Consider the following 16526-nt stretch of genomic DNA (forward strand, 5'->3'; position numbering starts at 1 on the left):
CAGCCCGCCTGGCATGACCCCGAAACCGCAGGTCCCCATGACCGCCAAAACCGACCGGATCCACAAGAAACGCAAATTCGACCAGGGGCTCGAAGGGGCCCGGGAAGCGTTTCTGCGCGACGGCTTCAAGCCTGCCTCGGTCGCCCCCATCCTGCGCCGCGCCGGGGTCTCGAAAGCCACGCTTTACAGCGACGTCCCCGACAAGCGACGGCTGTTCTCCGAGGTGATGCAGCGTGAATGCGACCGCCTGACCGGCGCGGCACGAGATCGACCTTAGCACCCCGGCGGAAACCGTGCTGAAGACAGCAGCCCGGCATATTTCCTCGGCGCTGCTCTCTAGGCTCTACCAGGCGGTGTTCCGGATCTGCGGAGGCGTCTCCGGCCGCTTCCCGGATCTCGGCGAGACCTGCCACCGCTCCGCCCCGATGCGGTTGCTCAGCGATCCGGCAGCGCAATCTCGCGATCGGGGACGAGGCATTGGCCGCAGACCGGGTCGTCGTACTCTGCAAGGTCAATCCTTACACCCGCCGGGTGCTCCGGCGCGACAACGACTTCAAAAAGGTCGAGATCTTCGGGGGATCGAGGGCGCGGTGGCGACGTTCCTTGCGCGCTGTGGCACCGGCCGCCCGGGCTCAGTCGAGCCGCCGGACCAGAAGCTGGTTGCCGACCTGTCTGGTCTCGAAGCGCTTGAGTTCGCGCACCAGATCCGAGAGCTTGCGCTTGCCATAGGTCCGGGTATCGAAATCGGGATTGTCCGCCGTGATGAACTGGCCGATCTGACCCAGCGTGAACCAGTCGTCCTCCTGGTTGATCTTGTCCATGGCGCGGATGATCAGCTCGGACACTTCCTGCGGCGGGCGCTTGCCTGCGGCTGTCGGAGCCGGTTGTGCCTTGTCGCGGGGGGCGGCAGGCGCGGGCTCCTCGACGATGTTCTCGATCAGCACGAAGCGGTTGCAGACATTGCGCAACGAAACCGGCGTCTTGGCCTCGCCGATCCCGATTACGTCCAGCCCGTGTTCCCGGATCCGGCTGGCCAGGCGGGTGAAATCGCTGTCGGACGAGACCAGCACGAACCCGTCGAAGCGGCCCGAATGCAGAATGTCCATCGCGTCGATCACCAGCCCGATATCGGAGGCGTTCTTGCCCTTGGTATTGGCGGTTTCCTGATGCGCGACCAGCCCCAGGGTCAGGACCTTGTCGGCCCAGGGCTTGAGCCGGTCCGAGGACCAGTCGCCATAGACCCGGCGCAGCGCGGGCTCGCCGAAGCCGGTGATCTCCTTGAGGATCGGCTCGGCATGGCGGGCGGGGATATTGTCGGCGTCGATCAGGACGGCCAGAAGCGGCGGCTTGGTCTCGGGCATGGCTGTCTCTGGGTCCTGGTTGCGATCCGGGCGCTGTATCGCCCGGACCGACCTATAGTTCAACCGGCTCGGAGACGAAAGCCGGGGCCGGGCCGGCCCCGGCGCAAGCGGTCAGTTCTTGACGCGGTAATCGTCATGGCAGGATTTGCAGGTCCTGCCGATCTCGCCGACCGAATTGCGCAGCGCGTCCAGCGAGGCCATGTCGGCCGATCCGGCCGCTGCCTGCAGCGCCTCCGACTTTTCGGTGAAATCGCCGAAATCGTCCCAGATCGCGGGTTTGGCCTCCGATTCCGGATCGTCGGCCCGGGTCTCGAACAGGCCGGGCACCTTGTCGGCGGTCTCGGCAATGACCGCCGCCGCGGCCCCTGCGGCCTGGGCGTCGAAGTCGGCCTTTCCCTTGGCCATGTCGGCGATGGATTTCATGTTCTTGCCGATTGTCTCCATGGCTTCCTGCCGGGCCTTCACGGCCGGATCGGTGGCATCGGCCGCATGGGCCAGCGTGGCCGCCGCGGCGGCCAGCGCGAAGATCGTCACTCGGGTCATACGCCTTGTGGTCATTCGGGTCCTCCTGATTGACCTGCCCAGCCTAAGCCGGATTTGTGACAAAGGTCGGTCACATCGCCGTGGGGTCAACCGGAGGGTGCGGCCCGAATCGGCACGATGCAGCCGCCCGCCGCCCCCGGCCGGGGGAAGCCCGGGCCCATTCGGCAGTCGCCGGAATGGCGGCAGGAGGTTGCCCCTGAGCGATCCGGACCGGACAGCGGCGGGCCCGTCAAACCCGCCGGGCGGCGAAGAGACCGAAAATTCCTGCAAGGAATTTTCTGCCCAGGGCCTGCGATCCGGGGCCTGCGATGGGCCCGGGAGACGATGCCATAGCGTCTGACCAAAAACTGGCGTCTGACCGCAAGTCGAGAAGAAACGGCCGGCCAGGGGACAAAATTCTTTGCAAGAATTTTGACATGGCCGACCGGAGTGGGAGGCATTTCCTCGGCGCCGCAAGCTGGGTGGGGGCTGTATCGCCGCGACACCGGGTCCAGCATTTCGCTGTGACGCCGTTATGGACAGGGTTCCGGGCACCGTCGCGATGCCGGGACGCCGAAGCCCGGGTCTTTTCGGGGCAAAACCCGGGCGGCTCTTGATTTGCGCCCGGCGCGGCGGCACCTTCGGGACATGAGCGTCATTCCCCCCATGCCAACCCCGGCCGAACGCCCTTCCGAACAGGTCGCCTTTCACCGCAGCGAGCTGGGGGTCATCCTCCCCCTTTACGGACGGATGGTCGCCGCGGGCGAGTGGCGCGATTACGGTATTTCCTGCCTGCGCGACGTCGCGATCTTCTCGATCTTCCGGCGCACCGCCGAACACCCGCTTTACCGCATCGAGAAGCGCCCGCGGCTGCGCAGCCGACAGGGCATGTATTCGGTGATCGGCATGGACGGCCGGATCCTCAAGCGCGGCCATGACCTGCCCGGCGTGCTGCGGGTTCTCGAACGCAAGCTGATCCGGCCGGTCGACTAGTCCGCGCCGACGGGCATGCGGCGATGCGCGGTCGGGCGGCCCTCGCCTTGGGCCTCGATCCGGGCCACGGCATCGGCGATCCGCTCATAGGCCACCGACATCGTGTGCCCGTTGGCATGGATCAGCACCTCGGCATCGACCGCCAGCGCGACATGTCCGCGCCAGAACAGCAGATCGCCGCGCTGAAACGGCATGCCCTCGGGCAGGGCCTCGCCCAATACCCGTTCCTGCTGGTCGCTGTCGCCCGGGCAGTCCAGCCCGGCCGCGCGCCAGGCGGCCTGGACCAGCCCAGAGCAGTCGATGCCCCAGACCGAATTGCCGCCCCAGAGATAGGGCACGCCGAAAAAGAGCTGCGCCACCGTCACCGGATCGCGGAACGGCACGTTCAGCGGCCGCAGATGCGGCCGTGGCACGAACCAGCCCTCGGCGGTCTCGAAGAACCCGCCCGCGGCCGAGACCACGCGCAGTTCGGAGCCGAAGGACAGGCCCATCAGCTCGGGCGCCTTGAGGTCGGGCGCCGAATAGGCGTGGCTTGCCGGCACCGCCACGCGATGGGTGGGCGCGGGTCCGTCCGCCGCCAGCGCCGCCTCGGCGACATAGCCGACGAAACCGTCGCGCGCGGCCCAGCCGAAGGCGAACCCGTCATGCATCTCGAGCAGCTCGAAGGCCTCGCCCAGCACAAGCTGGCGCTCGCGCGGGCCCTCCGGCGCGCGCAGCAGATCTGTCACCGGCCGGGTCACCCGCCAGCGCTCGGGCTCCGCATAGCGCGGCGCCTCGACCACGCCCCTCAGCCGGGCCGCCGCGACCCGGTCATTGGCCGGGGTCTCGCGCCGGTCGCGGCCAGCCGGACCGCTCACAGCTCCAGAACCCCGGGCAGCGCCCCGAGGATCGCCCGCGCGCCCTGTCCGACACCCCCCTTGGGACGGGCCGGGGCATCGGCGGGCTGCCAGCCATAGATGTCGAAATGGGTGTAGCGCGCCGCGCCGACAAAACGGCGCAGGAACAGCGCGGCGGTGATCGACCCGGCAAAGCCGCCTTTCGGCGCATTGTCGAGATCGGCGATGCCCGGCTCGATCATCGTCTCGTAGGGGGCATGGAAGGGCATCCGCCAGACCGGATCGGCCAGAAGCCCGCCCGCCCGGCCAAGCGCCCCGGCCACGGCCTCGTCATCGGTATAGAAGGGCGCGATGTCGGGCCCCACGGCAACCCGGGCGGCCCCGGTCAGCGTCGCCATCGAGATCAGGGCGTCGCTCTCTTCCTCGGCGGCATAGGCCAGCGCATCGGCCAGCACCAGCCGCCCCTCGGCATCGGTATTGTTGATCTCGACCGTCAGCCCGTTGCGCGCGGTCAGGATGTCCTGCGGCCGCATCGCATTGCCCGCGATGCTGTTCTCGACCGCCGGGATCAGCACCCGCAGCCGCAACGGCAGGTCCAGCGCCATGATCATCGAGGCCAGCCCCAGCACCGTGGCCGCGCCGCCCATATCCTTCTTCATCAGCCCCATCGAGCTGGCGGGCTTGACGTTCAGCCCGCCGGTATCGAAGCAGACCCCCTTGCCGACCAGCGTCAGCCGCGGCCCGGACGTGCCCCAGTGCAGATCGAGCAGCCGCGGCGGCTGGGCGGCGGCGCGGCCCACGGCATGGATCATCGGGAAGTTCCGCGCCAGAAGCGCCTCGCCCCGGATCGCCTCGAGCGTCCCGCCATGGCGCGCGGCCAGCTCGGCCACCGCCTCTTCCAGCGCCTCGGGCCCCATATCCGAGGCCGGGGTGTTGATCAGGTCGCAGGTCAGCACCTCGCCCGCCGCCATCGCCTCGAGCCGGGCCGCATCGACGCCCGAAGGCGCCGTGAAGCTGGCGCGGGGGGCTGCGGATTGCGCCCGGTAGCGGTCGAAGCGATAGCCCGAGAGCAGCAGCCCTAGCGCCTCGGCCTCGAGATCGGCGCCGGTCAGCGCCGTTTCGAGATGCCAGGCGCCTTCGGGCAGGCGGCCCGCAATCGCGGCCAGGTGGAACCGGCCGCGGGCCCGGGCCGCGGCCGTGCCATGGCCCGCGACCGCCCCCGCGACGCTACCGTCCGGACCGGGCAAAAGCTGCAACTCGCCCAGACCGGCGGCAAAGCCCGTGGCTTCGAGCCAGGCAGCTTCGGCCGCGGGCCGACCGGATCGCCAGGTCTCAAAAGCCGTCTCATCGACGACGAAAAGCGGGCGCGACGGTGCGGCGGGGTCGGCAAAGCGGGGGCACATGGAGCGGTCCTTCGGGTCTGATCGGGATGTGCCCAGACCCTAGCCTCTTCCGCGCGCCCCGCAAGCGGGTTCAACCCGAGCGGTGCTGAAGTTCCTCGGCCAGCCGGAACGACCGCACGGCGACCCGCTTGAGCCGGGCCAGCGTGGCGTCGATGGCAACCGGGTCGCCCGATTGCGCCGCGCGCGACACGTTGCGGGCGGCGGAAGACAGGCTGATCATCCCCATCGCATCGCCAAGGGCGCGAATCTGCCCGGTCAGATCGATGCAATCGCCCGGGGGCATCTGGCCTATCGCCAGATGCAATCCCTCGATCAGCGTCTCGAGCCGGTCGATCGACAGGACGATCAGATGAGACGCCCTTACCTCGCCCAAATCGACGAACATGTCAGCCAGGCGCTCGGAATCCAGCCGCAAGGGCTCGTCCTGGCGCATCGTTACGACGTTGGACACCTTGCGCACCCTCCGGTCACCACACCTCTGGCCCGCAGCCTCGCGCAGCAGCGTCAAGAAAGCGTTGCCAGCGGCACCGGAAATAGCTCGAATTTCCGGAAATTGCGCCTTATGCAGCCGGATAGGAAATCGGGGAGAAGCCGCAGAGATGAAGAACGCACGCCCGCTGCCCAGCTATCTTGTCCAGCGCTATCACGGCTGGAAAGCCACCACCCATGCCGAGAACAAGGCCTGGTACCGCCGCCTTGCCGAGGAAGGTCAGCGCCCCCGCGCGATGATCATTTCCTGTTGCGACTCGCGCATCCATGTCACCTCGATCTTCGGGGCCGACGAAGGCGAGTTCTTCATTCACCGCAACATCGCCGGCCTGGTACCGCCCTATGCGCCCGACGGCGACCATCACGGCACCTCGGCCGCGCTCGAATACGCGGTGACGGTGCTCAAGGTCGCCAACCTGCTGGTGGTCGGCCATTCCAATTGCGGCGGGATCCGCGGCTGCCATGACATGTGCGCGGGGCTCGCGCCGCAGCTGGAGGAAAAGACCAGCTTCATCGGCCGCTGGATGGACCTTCTGCGCCCCAGCTACGAGCGTCAGGCCGGGATCGCCGACGAAACCGAGCGGCTGCGGGCGATGGAAAAGGAGGCGGTGCTGGTCTCGATCGAGAACCTGATGACCTTCCCCTTCGTCCAGGCCGCGGTCGAGTCCGAATCGCTGACCCTGCACGGGCTCTGGAACGATATCGGCGAGGGCGTGGTGGAATGCTACGACCCGGACAGCGCCCGGTTCCTGCCGGTCTGATCCCGGCCGCCGGGCGCGCCCCGCAATCGCGCGCCCGGCGACACACAAGGCCTAGTCGAGAACCTTGCCCTCGGGCCAGACCATGCGGTGGCTCAGCGCCACCTCGCGGGTCGCGCCGGGGGCAAGCTCGAAACGCCATTCCAGAATGCCGCGCCGCCCGTCGGGATCGGTCTCCGAGGGCGCCGGATCGGCCTGCCAGGAGATCTTCAGATCCTCCTGTTCCGAATAAGGCACCCGGTCGAGAAGCCGCAGCGGCCAGGTCTCGTCGGTCAGGTTCTCGACCGCGATCCGCACCACCTCGGAGCGTTCGTTGGATTTCGTCAGAACGCCACGGTCGCCCTCGTTCCGGTCCTGCACTGTGCGGGTCAGCCGAAGCCCGTCGATCGGGCCGAAGGGCAGCAGGGCCTTGCCGCCCGCCGGGATCAGCTCGATCGGCTGCTGGCCGACGAAGCGGCCGTCGAGATAGAACATCGCCTGTGCGCTCGGCAGCACGATCTCGTCCGAGCCGTTGACGATGGAGGCCATCAGATAGGCGCTGTCGTCGCGTTCGGGCACGGCCTCGGCCAGCAGGTCGGCGGGCATCTCGAGATCGCCAAGCGCGAGCCGCAGATTGTCGGCGCCGGTCGCGATATCAACGGCCACCGGATAGTCGTAATGGACCGCGAGCCCGTCGAAGGCGGTCGCCCTGGCCCGCACCGGCGGCGCCGCCGCTGCGATTGCCCCCCTGCCCGTTGCCAGGCGCAATACTTCGCCGGCCACGATCGACGCCTCGGCTTCCTCGCCCGGGTCCGAGATCCGGCGCAAGAGCGGCCGCAGCTCGCTCGGCCCGGTCTGCCCGCCTGGACGCGCCGTCGACAGGCCCAGCGCGACCTCTGTCCAGCTCTCGCCGGTCTCCTGCGACACCAGCGCCCCGCGCTCGATGGTGACCCTGCTTTCGGCGCGGTCGAGCCGGATATCGTAGACCGGCATCCAGCGCGCCGTGTTGACGGTGTAGCCGACCGTGACCTTGCCCTCGGTCGACCCCTCCGCCGGGCCATCCGCGGCCGTCACCGTGATCGCCAGCATCGCCCGCGCCTCCTCCTCGGGCACCAGCGCGGCCAGCGCCTGCCGGGCCTCGGCCAGCGCCTCGCGAAGCGGCTCGAGCCCCCGCTCGGCCGCGGCGGCGCGGCCCCGGGCGGCAATCGAATCGGTCAGCGCCGTCTCGGTCTCGGCCCCGATCATCCGCGCCAGCGCCTGCAGATCCTCGACGCCCATCGCCGCCGCGCCCTCGCCCTGGCCCAGCCGTCCGAGGAAGGCCGCGCGCGCCTCGGCGCCCTGCGCCCCGGCCCGGATCCGCGAGATCTCGGCCATGGCGGCGTCCAGCGCGGTGCGGCGGCGCTCGACCTCGGCCTCGGCTTCCGCGACTTCGGGCGATGTCTCCGCGCCGCGCGGCAGCACGAAATCGCGCCGAGACGAGACGCTGCCCAGCGTCGCCCCCTCGACCGAGACCCGGACCGTGGCCAGCGGCGTGGTTCTGGGCAAATCCGCCAGGATCAGGCGATGGGTCCCGGCCGGAAGCTCGAAATCCGCGCTGCGCGTCACCGCCGCGCCGTCGGGAAAGAGCGTGACCGCCTCGACCCGACTGGAAACGAGAATGTCATCGGCCCAGCCCGGCAGGGGGACGAGGATCAGGCAAAGGGCAAGGGCTCGCATCGTGTCGCTCCGAAAGCTGGGGATCCGAGAGAAGACTGCGGCACAGGCGGGGGCGGGCGCAAGCGAAACGCAAGCATCGGCAAAGCGCCGCCGGCAAGGCAGACCGGAATCCCGGCCGCGTGGTGCGCAAGGCCAGAAACCGGTCCTGTTACGGGTGACACCGAACGGTGCCCCTGACCGCGCCACGGGGATGGCGCGGGAATACGGGCGTCCCGGCCGGGACGGAGTATTGCTGGAACTCCGCCCCTTCGCCGTCCGAGTGTTTTACCGGTGCTTTCGGAGGAGCGGATGCCCCGGATCGCGGCCTGGCCGGGGCTCCGCCCGTTCGCCGCTCAAACGCTCCGCCGGAGCGTTTGCCGGGGCTCATGCCCCGGATCGCGGCTCACCCCTTCTTGAGCACCCGCTGGCCGAGGACTTCGGCGATCTGAACCGCGTTCAGCGCCGCGCCCTTGCGCAGGTTGTCCGAGACGCACCACAGGTTCAGACCGTTCTCGATGGTCGAATCCTGCCGGATGCGGCTGATGAAGGTGGCGAAATCGCCCACGCATTCGGCCGGCGTCACGTAGCCGCCATCCTCGCGCTTGTCGACGACCATGATCCCGGGCGCCTCGCGAAGGATGTCGCGCGCCTCGTCCTCGTCGAGGAACTCCTCGAACTCGATATTGATCGCCTCGGCATGGCCGACAAAGACCGGCACCCGGACGCAGGTCGCGGTGACCTTGATCGCGGTATCGACGATCTTCTTGGTCTCGGCGACCATCTTCCACTCTTCCTTGGTCGAGCCGTCATCGAGGAAGACGTCGATATGCGGGATCACGTTGAAGGCGATCTGCTTGGGATAGACCGAGGGCTCGACCTCCTGACCCGGCACATACATGCCCTTGGTCTGGTTCCAGAGCTCGTCCATCGCCTCTTTCCCCGAGCCCGACACCGACTGGTAGGTCGAGACCACGACGCGCTTGATCTTCGCGCGGTCATGCAGGGGCTTCAGCGCCACCACCATCTGCGCGGTCGAGCAGTTCGGATTGGCGATGATGTTCTTCTTCGAATAGCCCTCGATCGCGTCGGCATTCACCTCGGGCACGATCAGCGGCACATCCGGGTCGTAGCGGTAGAGCGAGCTGTTATCGATCACGATGCAGCCGGCCTTGGCGGCCTTGGGCGCATATTCCTTGGTCGCATCCGAACCGATAGCGAACAGCGCGATATCCCAGCCGGTGAAGTCGAAGGTGGCCAGATCCTGGGTCTTGACGATCTTGTCGCCGAAGCTGCATTCGGTGCCGAGAGAGCGGCGCGAGGCAAGCGCGGCGATCTCGTCCACCGGAAACTCGCGCTCGGCGAGGATGTTCAGCATTTCGCGGCCCACGTTCCCCGTGGCGCCGACGACAGCGACCTTGTAGCCCATGTCTGGCTCCCTTCAGGCAAGTCCTGATTTCAGTGCGTGGGAGCCATACAGGAAAGCCGGATGGCGCGAAAGGCCCGTTCAGGACCGCGCCGCAGCCAGGATGCGGGCCAGCGCGGCCGCGTCGATATGGACGCCGTCGGGGGTCTCCTCGATCTTCGGGTAATAGACCCGGTCGAGATAGGTCATGAAGGCGGCCCGCAGCGCCGGGTCGAAATCCAGATCGCCGGGCGCGGCCAGCAGCGCGGCCAGCGCGGCCTCGCTTTCGGCGGGCGAGGTCAGCCCCGGAATGGCGAAGAAGGCCTCGCCCAGCACGATCACCGGCTTGTCATGGAAGAAGGCCTGCAGCCCCATCGAGGAATTGATGGTGATGACCCCTTGCGAGGCGGCAAGCTGGGCAAAGCTGTCGGTGGCATTGTCGATCACCAGCCGCCCGCCCGCATCGGCAAGGGCCGCAGCCAGCGGCTCGGCCAGCGAGGTCTTCGCCGAAGGGTGCTCCTTAAGCCGGATATGCCAGCCCGGGGGCAGCGCCGCCGATGCGCGGGCAAGCGCCGCGATCATGCCCTCGACGCTTTCCACCCAGCCCGCGAACATCGTGATCTGGCTATCATTGGGCACTTGCAGCGGACAGAACAGGAACGGCCCCGTATCGCTCAGGGCCCCGGCCCCCGCCTGCCCGACATCGGCCCGACGCGAGGCCCGCGCCACCAGCCCCCGGCCCAGCCCGCGCCACGCCTCGCCCTGCCGCGAGGGATCGGCGGCGGCCCAGTCGAGATAGAAGCCGGGATCGCGCGGCAGGCCATTGCGCGCATTGACCCCCGCCGGGTCCAGCGTCACCCGCCCCGGAAACGGCGCCAGTTCCGCGAAGATCCGCCCGGCACCGGCATCGGCCGCGCCCTCCATGAACGCCCGGCGCGAGCCGGTCAGCCCGTTCCAGCAGACCGCGAGCCGCTCGGGATGGCGGGAGAAATAGCGCCGCGACCAGTTATATTGCGCCGCGATCAGCGCCCGCTTCAGCGCGCGGCCCAAACGTCCCTTCGGCTGGCGCTTGGCCACGGCCAGCGCCTCGGCGGTGCGGGTGCGGGTTTCGGGAAAGCCGCGAAAGGACAGCCCGATCAGCGGCAGCCTGTGGCCGCCGCCGGCGGCAGCGGCGATGGCGCGGAAGATCGCGTCCTTGCGGCGGGTCCAGCCGGCCAGATAGGCGATCATCGGCCGGGCTCCGGACCTGCGCGTCTGTCGGCTGTCATCGGGGGCCCCCTTTCAGATCCTCGCGCCCCGGGCATAGACCAGCTCTGGCGCGGCGGCAAAGGGGCAGCGCTTGCCAAGGCTCCACTCCGGCGGGAAATGATCAGCGGGCGACGCAGCGGGGGCGCTGACCGAAGCCCGAGGCCGAACAGATATGCGAGCCGCGACCCAGGCGGCGATCCAGCACCAGAGCGGCCGCCTTGCGCCCGGACTTGCTCGACCGCGAGGGCTTTGACTTCGGTTCCGGGGCGAGCCAGCGCATTGCCGACGCGCCGACAATAGCCTGTTCCGAACGGACGCCCTCGCGGACACCCTCGGACGAAGCCGCTCCGGCAAGGCCCGAGATCGCCACCCCAAGCAGCAATACAGCGCAAGCCGAGCGCAACCCTGCCAGATACGAACCTGCCAGACGCCGGGCCGCAGTCAATCGGCCCGCCGGACGCAAGAAAGAAGCGTGTTCGCGACACGACATGACTCGTCCCCCTCGCCTTCTGGACACCCACCACCCGTGCCCACCACCCTTGACCGCCCGACACCTCCGGAGCCGACACGCATGCGGCGCACCGGGCTGAAGGTCCCACAGTCGCGAAGCAGGCTATCCGGTAAACGGTTCGTTTCTGTGGCACCGGGAGGGCAAAGAGCGGATCCAGACCGCATCCGGCGCTCTCCGGGACGAACCCGGGCAGGCCGAATGCGTCAGCTTCCGCCGAAAACGACGCCTGGACAGCCGGTTGGAAATCCTCTCAGGGCGCGATGATGCGGTCGCCGACCTTCCAGTCGGGCAGGCCGTAACCGTCGGGCCAAGGATAGACCTCGATCTGGTTGAAATAGATCACCGCAACCAGATTGGGGAATTCGGGAAAGATCTGGCGGACCTCCGAGGTCCATTTCGCGACATAGTCCTCCCGCCCCGAATAGCCGAGCTCGGCCACCACCACCGGCTTGCCGAAAGCTGCGACCCGGGCATAACGCGGCGCCAGGATCGACCGGAACGACTGTTCCTCGCCGAGGATCGCGGTTTCCCAGGGCTGGAGCCCGAAGACCGAGAGCCCGACGATATCGACATAATCGTCGCCCGGGTAATAGGCCTCGAGCCCCTCCTCGCCCAGCGGCGACCACATATAGGCCACCTCGGGCGCCGTCTCGCGGCAGATATCGACCATCCGGCGATAGGCCGCCTTGTAGGTTTCGGGGTCCCAGCCCGCCCAGATGAACTGGCCGCTATCGTCTTCCATCTCCTGCGCCCAGCGCACGGTGACCGGGCTTTCGAACAGGTTCAGCACGGCGCAGATCGAGGCCATGTAGCGATCGTAATCGCCCGAGGCGATGCCCTCCTGCAGCATGTCGGGCGTGTTGCGCTCGGACCGGTTCCAGGTCCAAGGCTCGATCGTGGCCAAAACCGAGCGGCCACGCGCCCGGGCATAGGCATCGGCGTCGATCAGGCTGGGCAGGTACACGTCTTCCCAGGGCAGGAACAGGTGCTCGATCGACACCTCGGGATCGTCGGCAAAGGCGCCGTCGGGATCGTAGACACCGAAGGGCATCTCGCCCGGCGGTGCCTCGACCGGTTCGGCCGGCGCGGCGGTCGCAAGGATCAGGGCGGCCAGGCCCAGCGCGGCAAGTCTCGGGGCAACAAGGCCCGGGGTGGCAATGACCGGGTCAGGTCTCATCGATGCTGGTCCTCATGGTCGCCGGGCTCCAGAGCTGCGGCCGAAATCCAGAACGTAATGCAGCCTCTTGCGCCCCCCCTGCCCCGCTCCCGAAACAATATGCTGGGCCGAGGTGACCTGAAACCGGCCGAGACCGACAGTCAGGAAATGCAGACTCTCCACCCCCCGCGCCCAGACCGCGCCCGCGTTCAGCATCGCCAGCACCGCCAATATGCCGACATGGGGTCCGTAGGCCCGCCATCCCGTCCTCAGCCGGATCCGGTTCTCGGTCAGGTGATGCCGCAGGACGGCCGCGACGAGGAGGACATAGATCGCGCCGTTCAGCAGCGACAGCAGGTAAAAGCCCGCGGCCTCCTGTACATTCGACCGCGCAAGCACCGGGGCCAGCGCCAGCGCCGCGAGCATGAAATAGGGCGCGAGCAGCCGCAGCGGCAGCCGCGCCTCGGCCGCCGCGCCCTTGGGCGTGATCCGGAAATCGACGAAGCCGCCCCATAACCGGTCGCGCAGCGCCATCAGCATGCCCCAGGCCGCCCAGGGCCATTGCGCGCAGGGAAACAGGACCCGCTCCCATCCCAGCACCGGCGCATCGGAAGGCCGGTAATACCCGTCGCGACGCAGCATCGCGCCGATGCCCAGAAAGATGCCGAGGATCGGCAGGCTGTGGCCGAAAAAGGCGGGATAGGTCACCCCGACGAAGCGCATGTCGAAGACCAGCGCCACGGCCGGAAGCAGGCTCCCGGCCAGCATGAAGGCGGCGAGGCCCGGATAGATGCTCTGGGTGAACAGGAATTGCAGCCGCAGCCGCAGCGGCAGGTCCGACAGGCAGCCCGGGGTGTGGCGCAGCAGGATCGTCACGAGGCTCCGCGACCACTGGAATTCCTGGGTCAGCATGTCGGCGAAATTGGCCGGCCCGGCGCCGATCGCGATGGCGTCGATGGCATGCACCCCGCGCCAGCCCCCGGCATTCATCAAAAGCGAGGTGGAATGGTCCTCGGCCAGCTCGGGCCCGAGCCCGCCGATCTGCCGCAGCGCCCGGGTCCGGACCGCGTAATGCGAGCCGATGCAAAGCGGCGCCCAGCCGTTGGAATATCCCGCCTGCAGGACGCCGTGAAACGCCGCCTCGGCATGAAGCCGGGCCCGTGCCGACCAGCTGTCGGCGGCGTTCGAGGAACAGATCGAGGGCGCGCTGACATAACCCACGCGCGGATCGAGGAAGGGGCGCAGCATCTCGCGCAGATAGCCCGGCTGCGGCACGTGATCGGCATCGAGCTGGACCACGAAATCGTAGCGCTCATAGCCGATGCTGTCATAGAAGAAGGCAAGGTTGCCCTCCTTGCAGCGGGTCCGGCGCGGCCAGTCCGGACGATGATAATCGGCCCGGCCCTTGCGGGTCGAGACCTGCACGCCATGGGCCGCGCACCAGGCCAGAGTCTCGGGCGCGGGATCCTCGTCGGCCAGCCAGGTGTCATGAGGCCAATCCCGGCACCAGTCCTGGGCCAGCATCGCGCTCAGCGTGCCGCGCAGGATATCGAAGGGCTCGGAGGGGCTTTTCGTCACCACCATGGCGACGCGGGCGCCTTTCAGCCCGGCCGGATCGCCCACCGGCCGCCGGGCCTGCAGCAAGAAGATCAGGAAATAGGCCTGCAGGAAGGTCAGCCAGCCCAGAAGCGCCGAGCAGATCGCGAAGCGGATCGCGCCGATATCATGCGCGGGCTGCAGCCACCAGCCCCAGAAGAAGACGGCGGCCCCGAGCCAGGCCAGCGCCGCCAGCCCGTAGCGCCAGCGCTGGCCGCGGGTGAAGAGCGAGACCAGAAACGGGCCGCCATTACCGGCCCCCGGCGGCGGCCCGCCCTGCCTCGCCTCAGGCGCTCCCGGCATCGGCCACCTCCAGTCCCAAGGCCAGCGCCGCGTCGCGCAGGATGCCGTCGAGATCGCGGTGCCGGGCCTCGAAGCCCAGCGCCGCACGCGCCCGGCTCGGATCGGCCACCAGCGCGGGCGGATCGCCCGGCCGGCGCGGATGCAGGCTCACCGGCACCGGGCGACCGGTGACCCGTTCGACCGCCGCCAGCACCTCGCGGATCGACTGCCCGCGCCCGGTGCCCAGATTGACCTGCAGATCGCCGCCGCCGCGTTCCAGATGGCGAAGTGCCAGCAGATGGCCCTCGGCCAGATCGGCGACATGGATGTAGTCGCGAATGCAGGTGCCGTCGGGCGTCGGATAGTCGGTGCCGTAAATCTTGAGCGCAGGCCCCCGCCCGGCCGCCGCGAACAGCGCCAGCGGCAGCAGATGGGTTTCGGGGTCGTGGCGCTCGCTCAGCCCGGCCGCGGGATCGGCGCCGCAGGCGTTGAAATAGCGCAGCGCGACATGGCGCAGCCCATGGGCACGGCCGAAATCGGCCAGCATCTGCTCGCCGATCAGCTTGGTCCGGCCATAGGGGTTGATCGGCGCCTGCGGCGTCGCCTCGGTGATCGGCAGCGCCGCGGGCAGGCCATAGCTCGCGCAGCTCGAACTGAAGATCACGCGGCCCAGCCCGGTCTCGGCACAGGCGGACAGCAGCCCCGTCATGCCGCCGACATTGTTGTCGTAATAGAAGCCCGGATCGCGCATCGACTGGCCGACATAGGCGGCGGCCGCGAAATGGATCACCGCCACCGGCGCATGGCTGCGGATCGCCCGCACCAGCGCCGCGCGGTCGCGGGTGTCGCCCTCGACCAGCGGCCCCCAGCGCACCGCGTCGGCATGACCTGTGCTGAGATTGTCAAAGACGACAGGACGGTATCCGGCGTCCGACAGGCGCCGGCAGGTGTGACTTCCGATATATCCCGCCCCACCCGTGACGAGAACGGGAACCGGCTTCGACACGGCGCGTCAGGCTCCGGAAATGGTCAGCGTCATCGCTTCCTCGAAACAGGGTATCGTCCGGGCGCGCTCCGCGTCGAGCAAAATCCTCGGCCTTCGGCGCCCGGCCCGCCCGATACCGGGGTGGCGCTGGCGGGGATCGTCGACGGGCAGCCTCCGGTTTGACCCGCCCCGGCCCCCAGTCGGGCGCCGCCCTCAGCCGGACCGGAACGCCGACCGGATCGTCGGCACGGGAAAGGACCGGGTCCGGCGGCCCACCTCGGCGGCGGCGCAGGCAAGGCGCGCCGCGGCTGACGGGGATCGATTGGCCAGAGGCAGACCATCGGAAGGCGCTTGCCACAGACGGGTCCGGAAACCGGCGCGGCGATGGGCCGACGCCCGCCTGTTGCCTTCGCCATTGGCAGGGGGGCAATCACCCGGCGGGGCGCGCCCTCCTGCACGGCGGGCGGACGGTTGCGGGGATCAGGGCCTGTCCTTCATTCGGGCTGCGACGACAGAAATCTCAGCAGGCGGGCCGTGAAGTCCTCCGGAGAATCCGCATTGGAGATATGGGCCGCCCCCTCGATGACGCAGAGTTTCGCCTGCGGCGTCTTTTCCGCCATGCGCCGGCTCAGATCCGGCGGAGACATCCTGTCGAGCTCTCCGGCAATGAAGAGCGTCGGCATGGCAAGCTCGGCCAGACGCCCGGAGATGTCGAAACCGGCGATGCCGCGCGCGACATGCGCAAGCGAGGGGCCATGCGAGGTCGCTGCGATGCCGTGCCAGACCTGATAGGTCCGCATCCCCTCCGGCGTATTCCGGAAAGCCTCCGAGACCGAAACCAGCCAGTTCTGCTCAAGGCGCGTCACCGGGCCATGCGGCTGCTCGAAGACGATGGCCCAGCCCTCGCTCATCGCCCTGAACTCGGGCGTCGCGGTGTTCTCGAAGCTGTTGGCCACAACGAGGCGCCCTATCCCGGTCGGACGCCGAAGCGCGAGCTCGAACGCGACCATGCCGCCGAGAGACAACCCCACGACATCGAGCGTCTCGATGCCAAGCCGGGCCAGCAGCTGTTCGGTATCGTCGGCAATATCCGCGACCCCGAATGGCGCGGTCAGGGGATCGGAGGCCCCGTGCCCGGCGTGATCGGGAACAATGACGCGATATCCCGCTGCGACCAGTGCCGGGATTTGCGGCCCCCAGGCCCGGCCGGAATTGCTGATGCCGTGCAAAAGCAGGATCGGCCGACCTTGCCCGAACTCGATGTAGTAGTTGTTGCGCCCCTTTACCTCATAACAGGCCATGGGAAGGCT

At 68.6% G+C, this 16526-nt stretch carries 15 protein-coding genes; 3 read left to right on the forward strand and 12 right to left on the reverse strand.

Going from position 1 to position 16526, the window contains the following annotated elements; translation table 11 throughout:
• Positions 1-37 precede the first annotated feature (37 nt).
• Positions 38-277: a TetR/AcrR family transcriptional regulator gene (locus tag A6W98_RS02815; RefSeq protein WP_052677894.1), complete on the forward strand. Its 240-nt coding sequence runs from the start codon at positions 38-40 to the stop codon at positions 275-277.
• Positions 278-632: 355 nt separating this feature from the next.
• Here the strand turns inward: A6W98_RS02815 and A6W98_RS02820 are convergent, their stop codons facing one another.
• The gene (locus tag A6W98_RS02820; protein ID WP_042457628.1) at positions 633-1361 is read right to left on the reverse strand and encodes an NYN domain-containing protein; all 729 of its coding nucleotides are present in this window, start codon (positions 1359-1361) and stop codon (positions 633-635) included.
• Positions 1362-1472: 111 nt separating this feature from the next.
• Complete coding sequence (locus A6W98_RS02825) at positions 1473-1919, reverse strand: c-type cytochrome (protein WP_081251736.1); 447 nt, start codon at positions 1917-1919, stop codon at positions 1473-1475.
• 612 nt (positions 1920-2531) lie between these two features.
• Between A6W98_RS02825 and A6W98_RS02830 the strand changes: the two genes are divergently transcribed.
• Complete coding sequence (locus A6W98_RS02830) at positions 2532-2876, forward strand: DUF2794 domain-containing protein (RefSeq protein ID WP_042457634.1); 345 nt, start codon at positions 2532-2534, stop codon at positions 2874-2876.
• On the opposite strand, the gene A6W98_RS02835 is transcribed toward A6W98_RS02830, so the two are convergent.
• From A6W98_RS02835 to A6W98_RS02845, 3 genes are all read right to left on the reverse strand, one after another.
• Positions 2873-3733, reverse strand: a complete 861-nt coding sequence (locus A6W98_RS02835) for a C40 family peptidase (RefSeq protein ID WP_042457637.1) — start codon at positions 3731-3733, stop codon at positions 2873-2875. The two genes, A6W98_RS02830 and A6W98_RS02835, sit on opposite strands and share 4 nt — an antisense overlap.
• The gene (locus tag A6W98_RS02840) at positions 3730-5115 is read right to left on the reverse strand and encodes a leucyl aminopeptidase family protein (RefSeq protein WP_042457640.1); all 1386 of its coding nucleotides are present in this window, start codon (positions 5113-5115) and stop codon (positions 3730-3732) included. Before A6W98_RS02840 ends, A6W98_RS02835 begins: the two co-directional genes overlap by 4 nt.
• 70 nt (positions 5116-5185) lie before the next feature.
• Positions 5186-5566: a hypothetical protein gene (locus A6W98_RS02845; protein ID WP_143540293.1), complete on the reverse strand. Its 381-nt coding sequence runs from the start codon at positions 5564-5566 to the stop codon at positions 5186-5188.
• Between the two features lie 148 nt (positions 5567-5714).
• On the opposite strand from A6W98_RS02845, the gene A6W98_RS02850 reads away from it, so the two are divergent.
• The gene (locus A6W98_RS02850; RefSeq protein WP_042457645.1) at positions 5715-6365 is read left to right on the forward strand and encodes a carbonic anhydrase; all 651 of its coding nucleotides are present in this window, start codon (positions 5715-5717) and stop codon (positions 6363-6365) included.
• Between the two features lie 51 nt (positions 6366-6416).
• Here the strand turns inward: A6W98_RS02850 and A6W98_RS02855 are convergent, their stop codons facing one another.
• The 7 genes from A6W98_RS02855 to A6W98_RS02885 all read right to left on the reverse strand — a co-directional run bounded on the left by A6W98_RS02855 (position 6417) and on the right by A6W98_RS02885 (position 16517).
• Positions 6417-8057, reverse strand: a complete 1641-nt coding sequence (locus A6W98_RS02855) for a DUF4139 domain-containing protein (protein ID WP_042457647.1) — start codon at positions 8055-8057, stop codon at positions 6417-6419.
• A 382-nt stretch (positions 8058-8439) separates the two neighbouring features.
• Entirely contained in the window at positions 8440-9462 is a 1023-nt protein-coding gene (locus A6W98_RS02860; RefSeq protein ID WP_042457649.1) for an aspartate-semialdehyde dehydrogenase, read from the reverse strand.
• A gap of 78 nt (positions 9463-9540) precedes the next feature.
• Positions 9541-10668: a capsular polysaccharide export protein, LipB/KpsS family gene (locus A6W98_RS02865; protein ID WP_042457652.1), complete on the reverse strand. Its 1128-nt coding sequence runs from the start codon at positions 10666-10668 to the stop codon at positions 9541-9543.
• Positions 10669-11447: 779 nt separating this feature from the next.
• Entirely contained in the window at positions 11448-12374 is a 927-nt protein-coding gene (locus tag A6W98_RS02870; RefSeq protein WP_042457655.1) for a glycoside hydrolase family 26 protein, read from the reverse strand.
• Positions 12375-12386: 12 nt separating this feature from the next.
• Complete coding sequence (locus A6W98_RS02875) at positions 12387-14252, reverse strand: glycosyltransferase family 2 protein (RefSeq protein ID WP_081251737.1); 1866 nt, start codon at positions 14250-14252, stop codon at positions 12387-12389.
• Positions 14236-15237: a UDP-glucose 4-epimerase GalE gene (gene galE / locus A6W98_RS02880; protein WP_042457658.1), complete on the reverse strand. Its 1002-nt coding sequence runs from the start codon at positions 15235-15237 to the stop codon at positions 14236-14238. Before galE ends, A6W98_RS02875 begins: the two co-directional genes overlap by 17 nt.
• A gap of 473 nt (positions 15238-15710) precedes the next feature.
• A complete protein-coding gene (locus A6W98_RS02885; protein ID WP_042457663.1) occupies positions 15711-16517 on the reverse strand; it encodes an alpha/beta fold hydrolase in 807 nt (268 codons plus the stop codon).
• Positions 16518-16526 lie beyond the last annotated feature (9 nt).

It is taken from the genome of Rhodovulum sulfidophilum DSM 1374, assembly GCF_001633165.1.
In the GTDB taxonomy this organism is placed as follows: Bacteria; Pseudomonadota; Alphaproteobacteria; order Rhodobacterales; family Rhodobacteraceae; genus Rhodovulum; species Rhodovulum sulfidophilum.

What these genes read in the sequence shown, in the direction of transcription:
- A6W98_RS02815 (WP_052677894.1), top strand. Translation starts at nt 38, where the DNA reads ATGACCGCCAAAACCGACCGGATCCACAAGAAACGCAAATTCGACCAG.
- A6W98_RS02820 (WP_042457628.1), bottom strand. Translation starts at nt 1,361, where the DNA reads ATGCCCGAGACCAAGCCGCCGCTTCTGGCCGTCCTGATCGACGCCGAC.
- A6W98_RS02825 (WP_081251736.1), bottom strand. Translation starts at nt 1,919, where the DNA reads ATGACCACAAGGCGTATGACCCGAGTGACGATCTTCGCGCTGGCCGCC.
- A6W98_RS02830 (WP_042457634.1), top strand. Translation starts at nt 2,532, where the DNA reads ATGAGCGTCATTCCCCCCATGCCAACCCCGGCCGAACGCCCTTCCGAA.
- A6W98_RS02840 (WP_042457640.1), bottom strand. Translation starts at nt 5,115, where the DNA reads ATGTGCCCCCGCTTTGCCGACCCCGCCGCACCGTCGCGCCCGCTTTTC.
- A6W98_RS02850 (WP_042457645.1), top strand. Translation starts at nt 5,715, where the DNA reads ATGAAGAACGCACGCCCGCTGCCCAGCTATCTTGTCCAGCGCTATCAC.
- A6W98_RS02855 (WP_042457647.1), bottom strand. Translation starts at nt 8,057, where the DNA reads ATGCGAGCCCTTGCCCTTTGCCTGATCCTCGTCCCCCTGCCGGGCTGG.
- A6W98_RS02860 (WP_042457649.1), bottom strand. Translation starts at nt 9,462, where the DNA reads ATGGGCTACAAGGTCGCTGTCGTCGGCGCCACGGGGAACGTGGGCCGC.
- A6W98_RS02865 (WP_042457652.1), bottom strand. Translation starts at nt 10,668, where the DNA reads ATGATCGCCTATCTGGCCGGCTGGACCCGCCGCAAGGACGCGATCTTC.
- A6W98_RS02870 (WP_042457655.1), bottom strand. Translation starts at nt 12,374, where the DNA reads ATGAGACCTGACCCGGTCATTGCCACCCCGGGCCTTGTTGCCCCGAGA.
- A6W98_RS02875 (WP_081251737.1), bottom strand. Translation starts at nt 14,252, where the DNA reads ATGCCGGGAGCGCCTGAGGCGAGGCAGGGCGGGCCGCCGCCGGGGGCC.
- A6W98_RS02885 (WP_042457663.1), bottom strand. Translation starts at nt 16,517, where the DNA reads ATGGCCTGTTATGAGGTAAAGGGGCGCAACAACTACTACATCGAGTTC.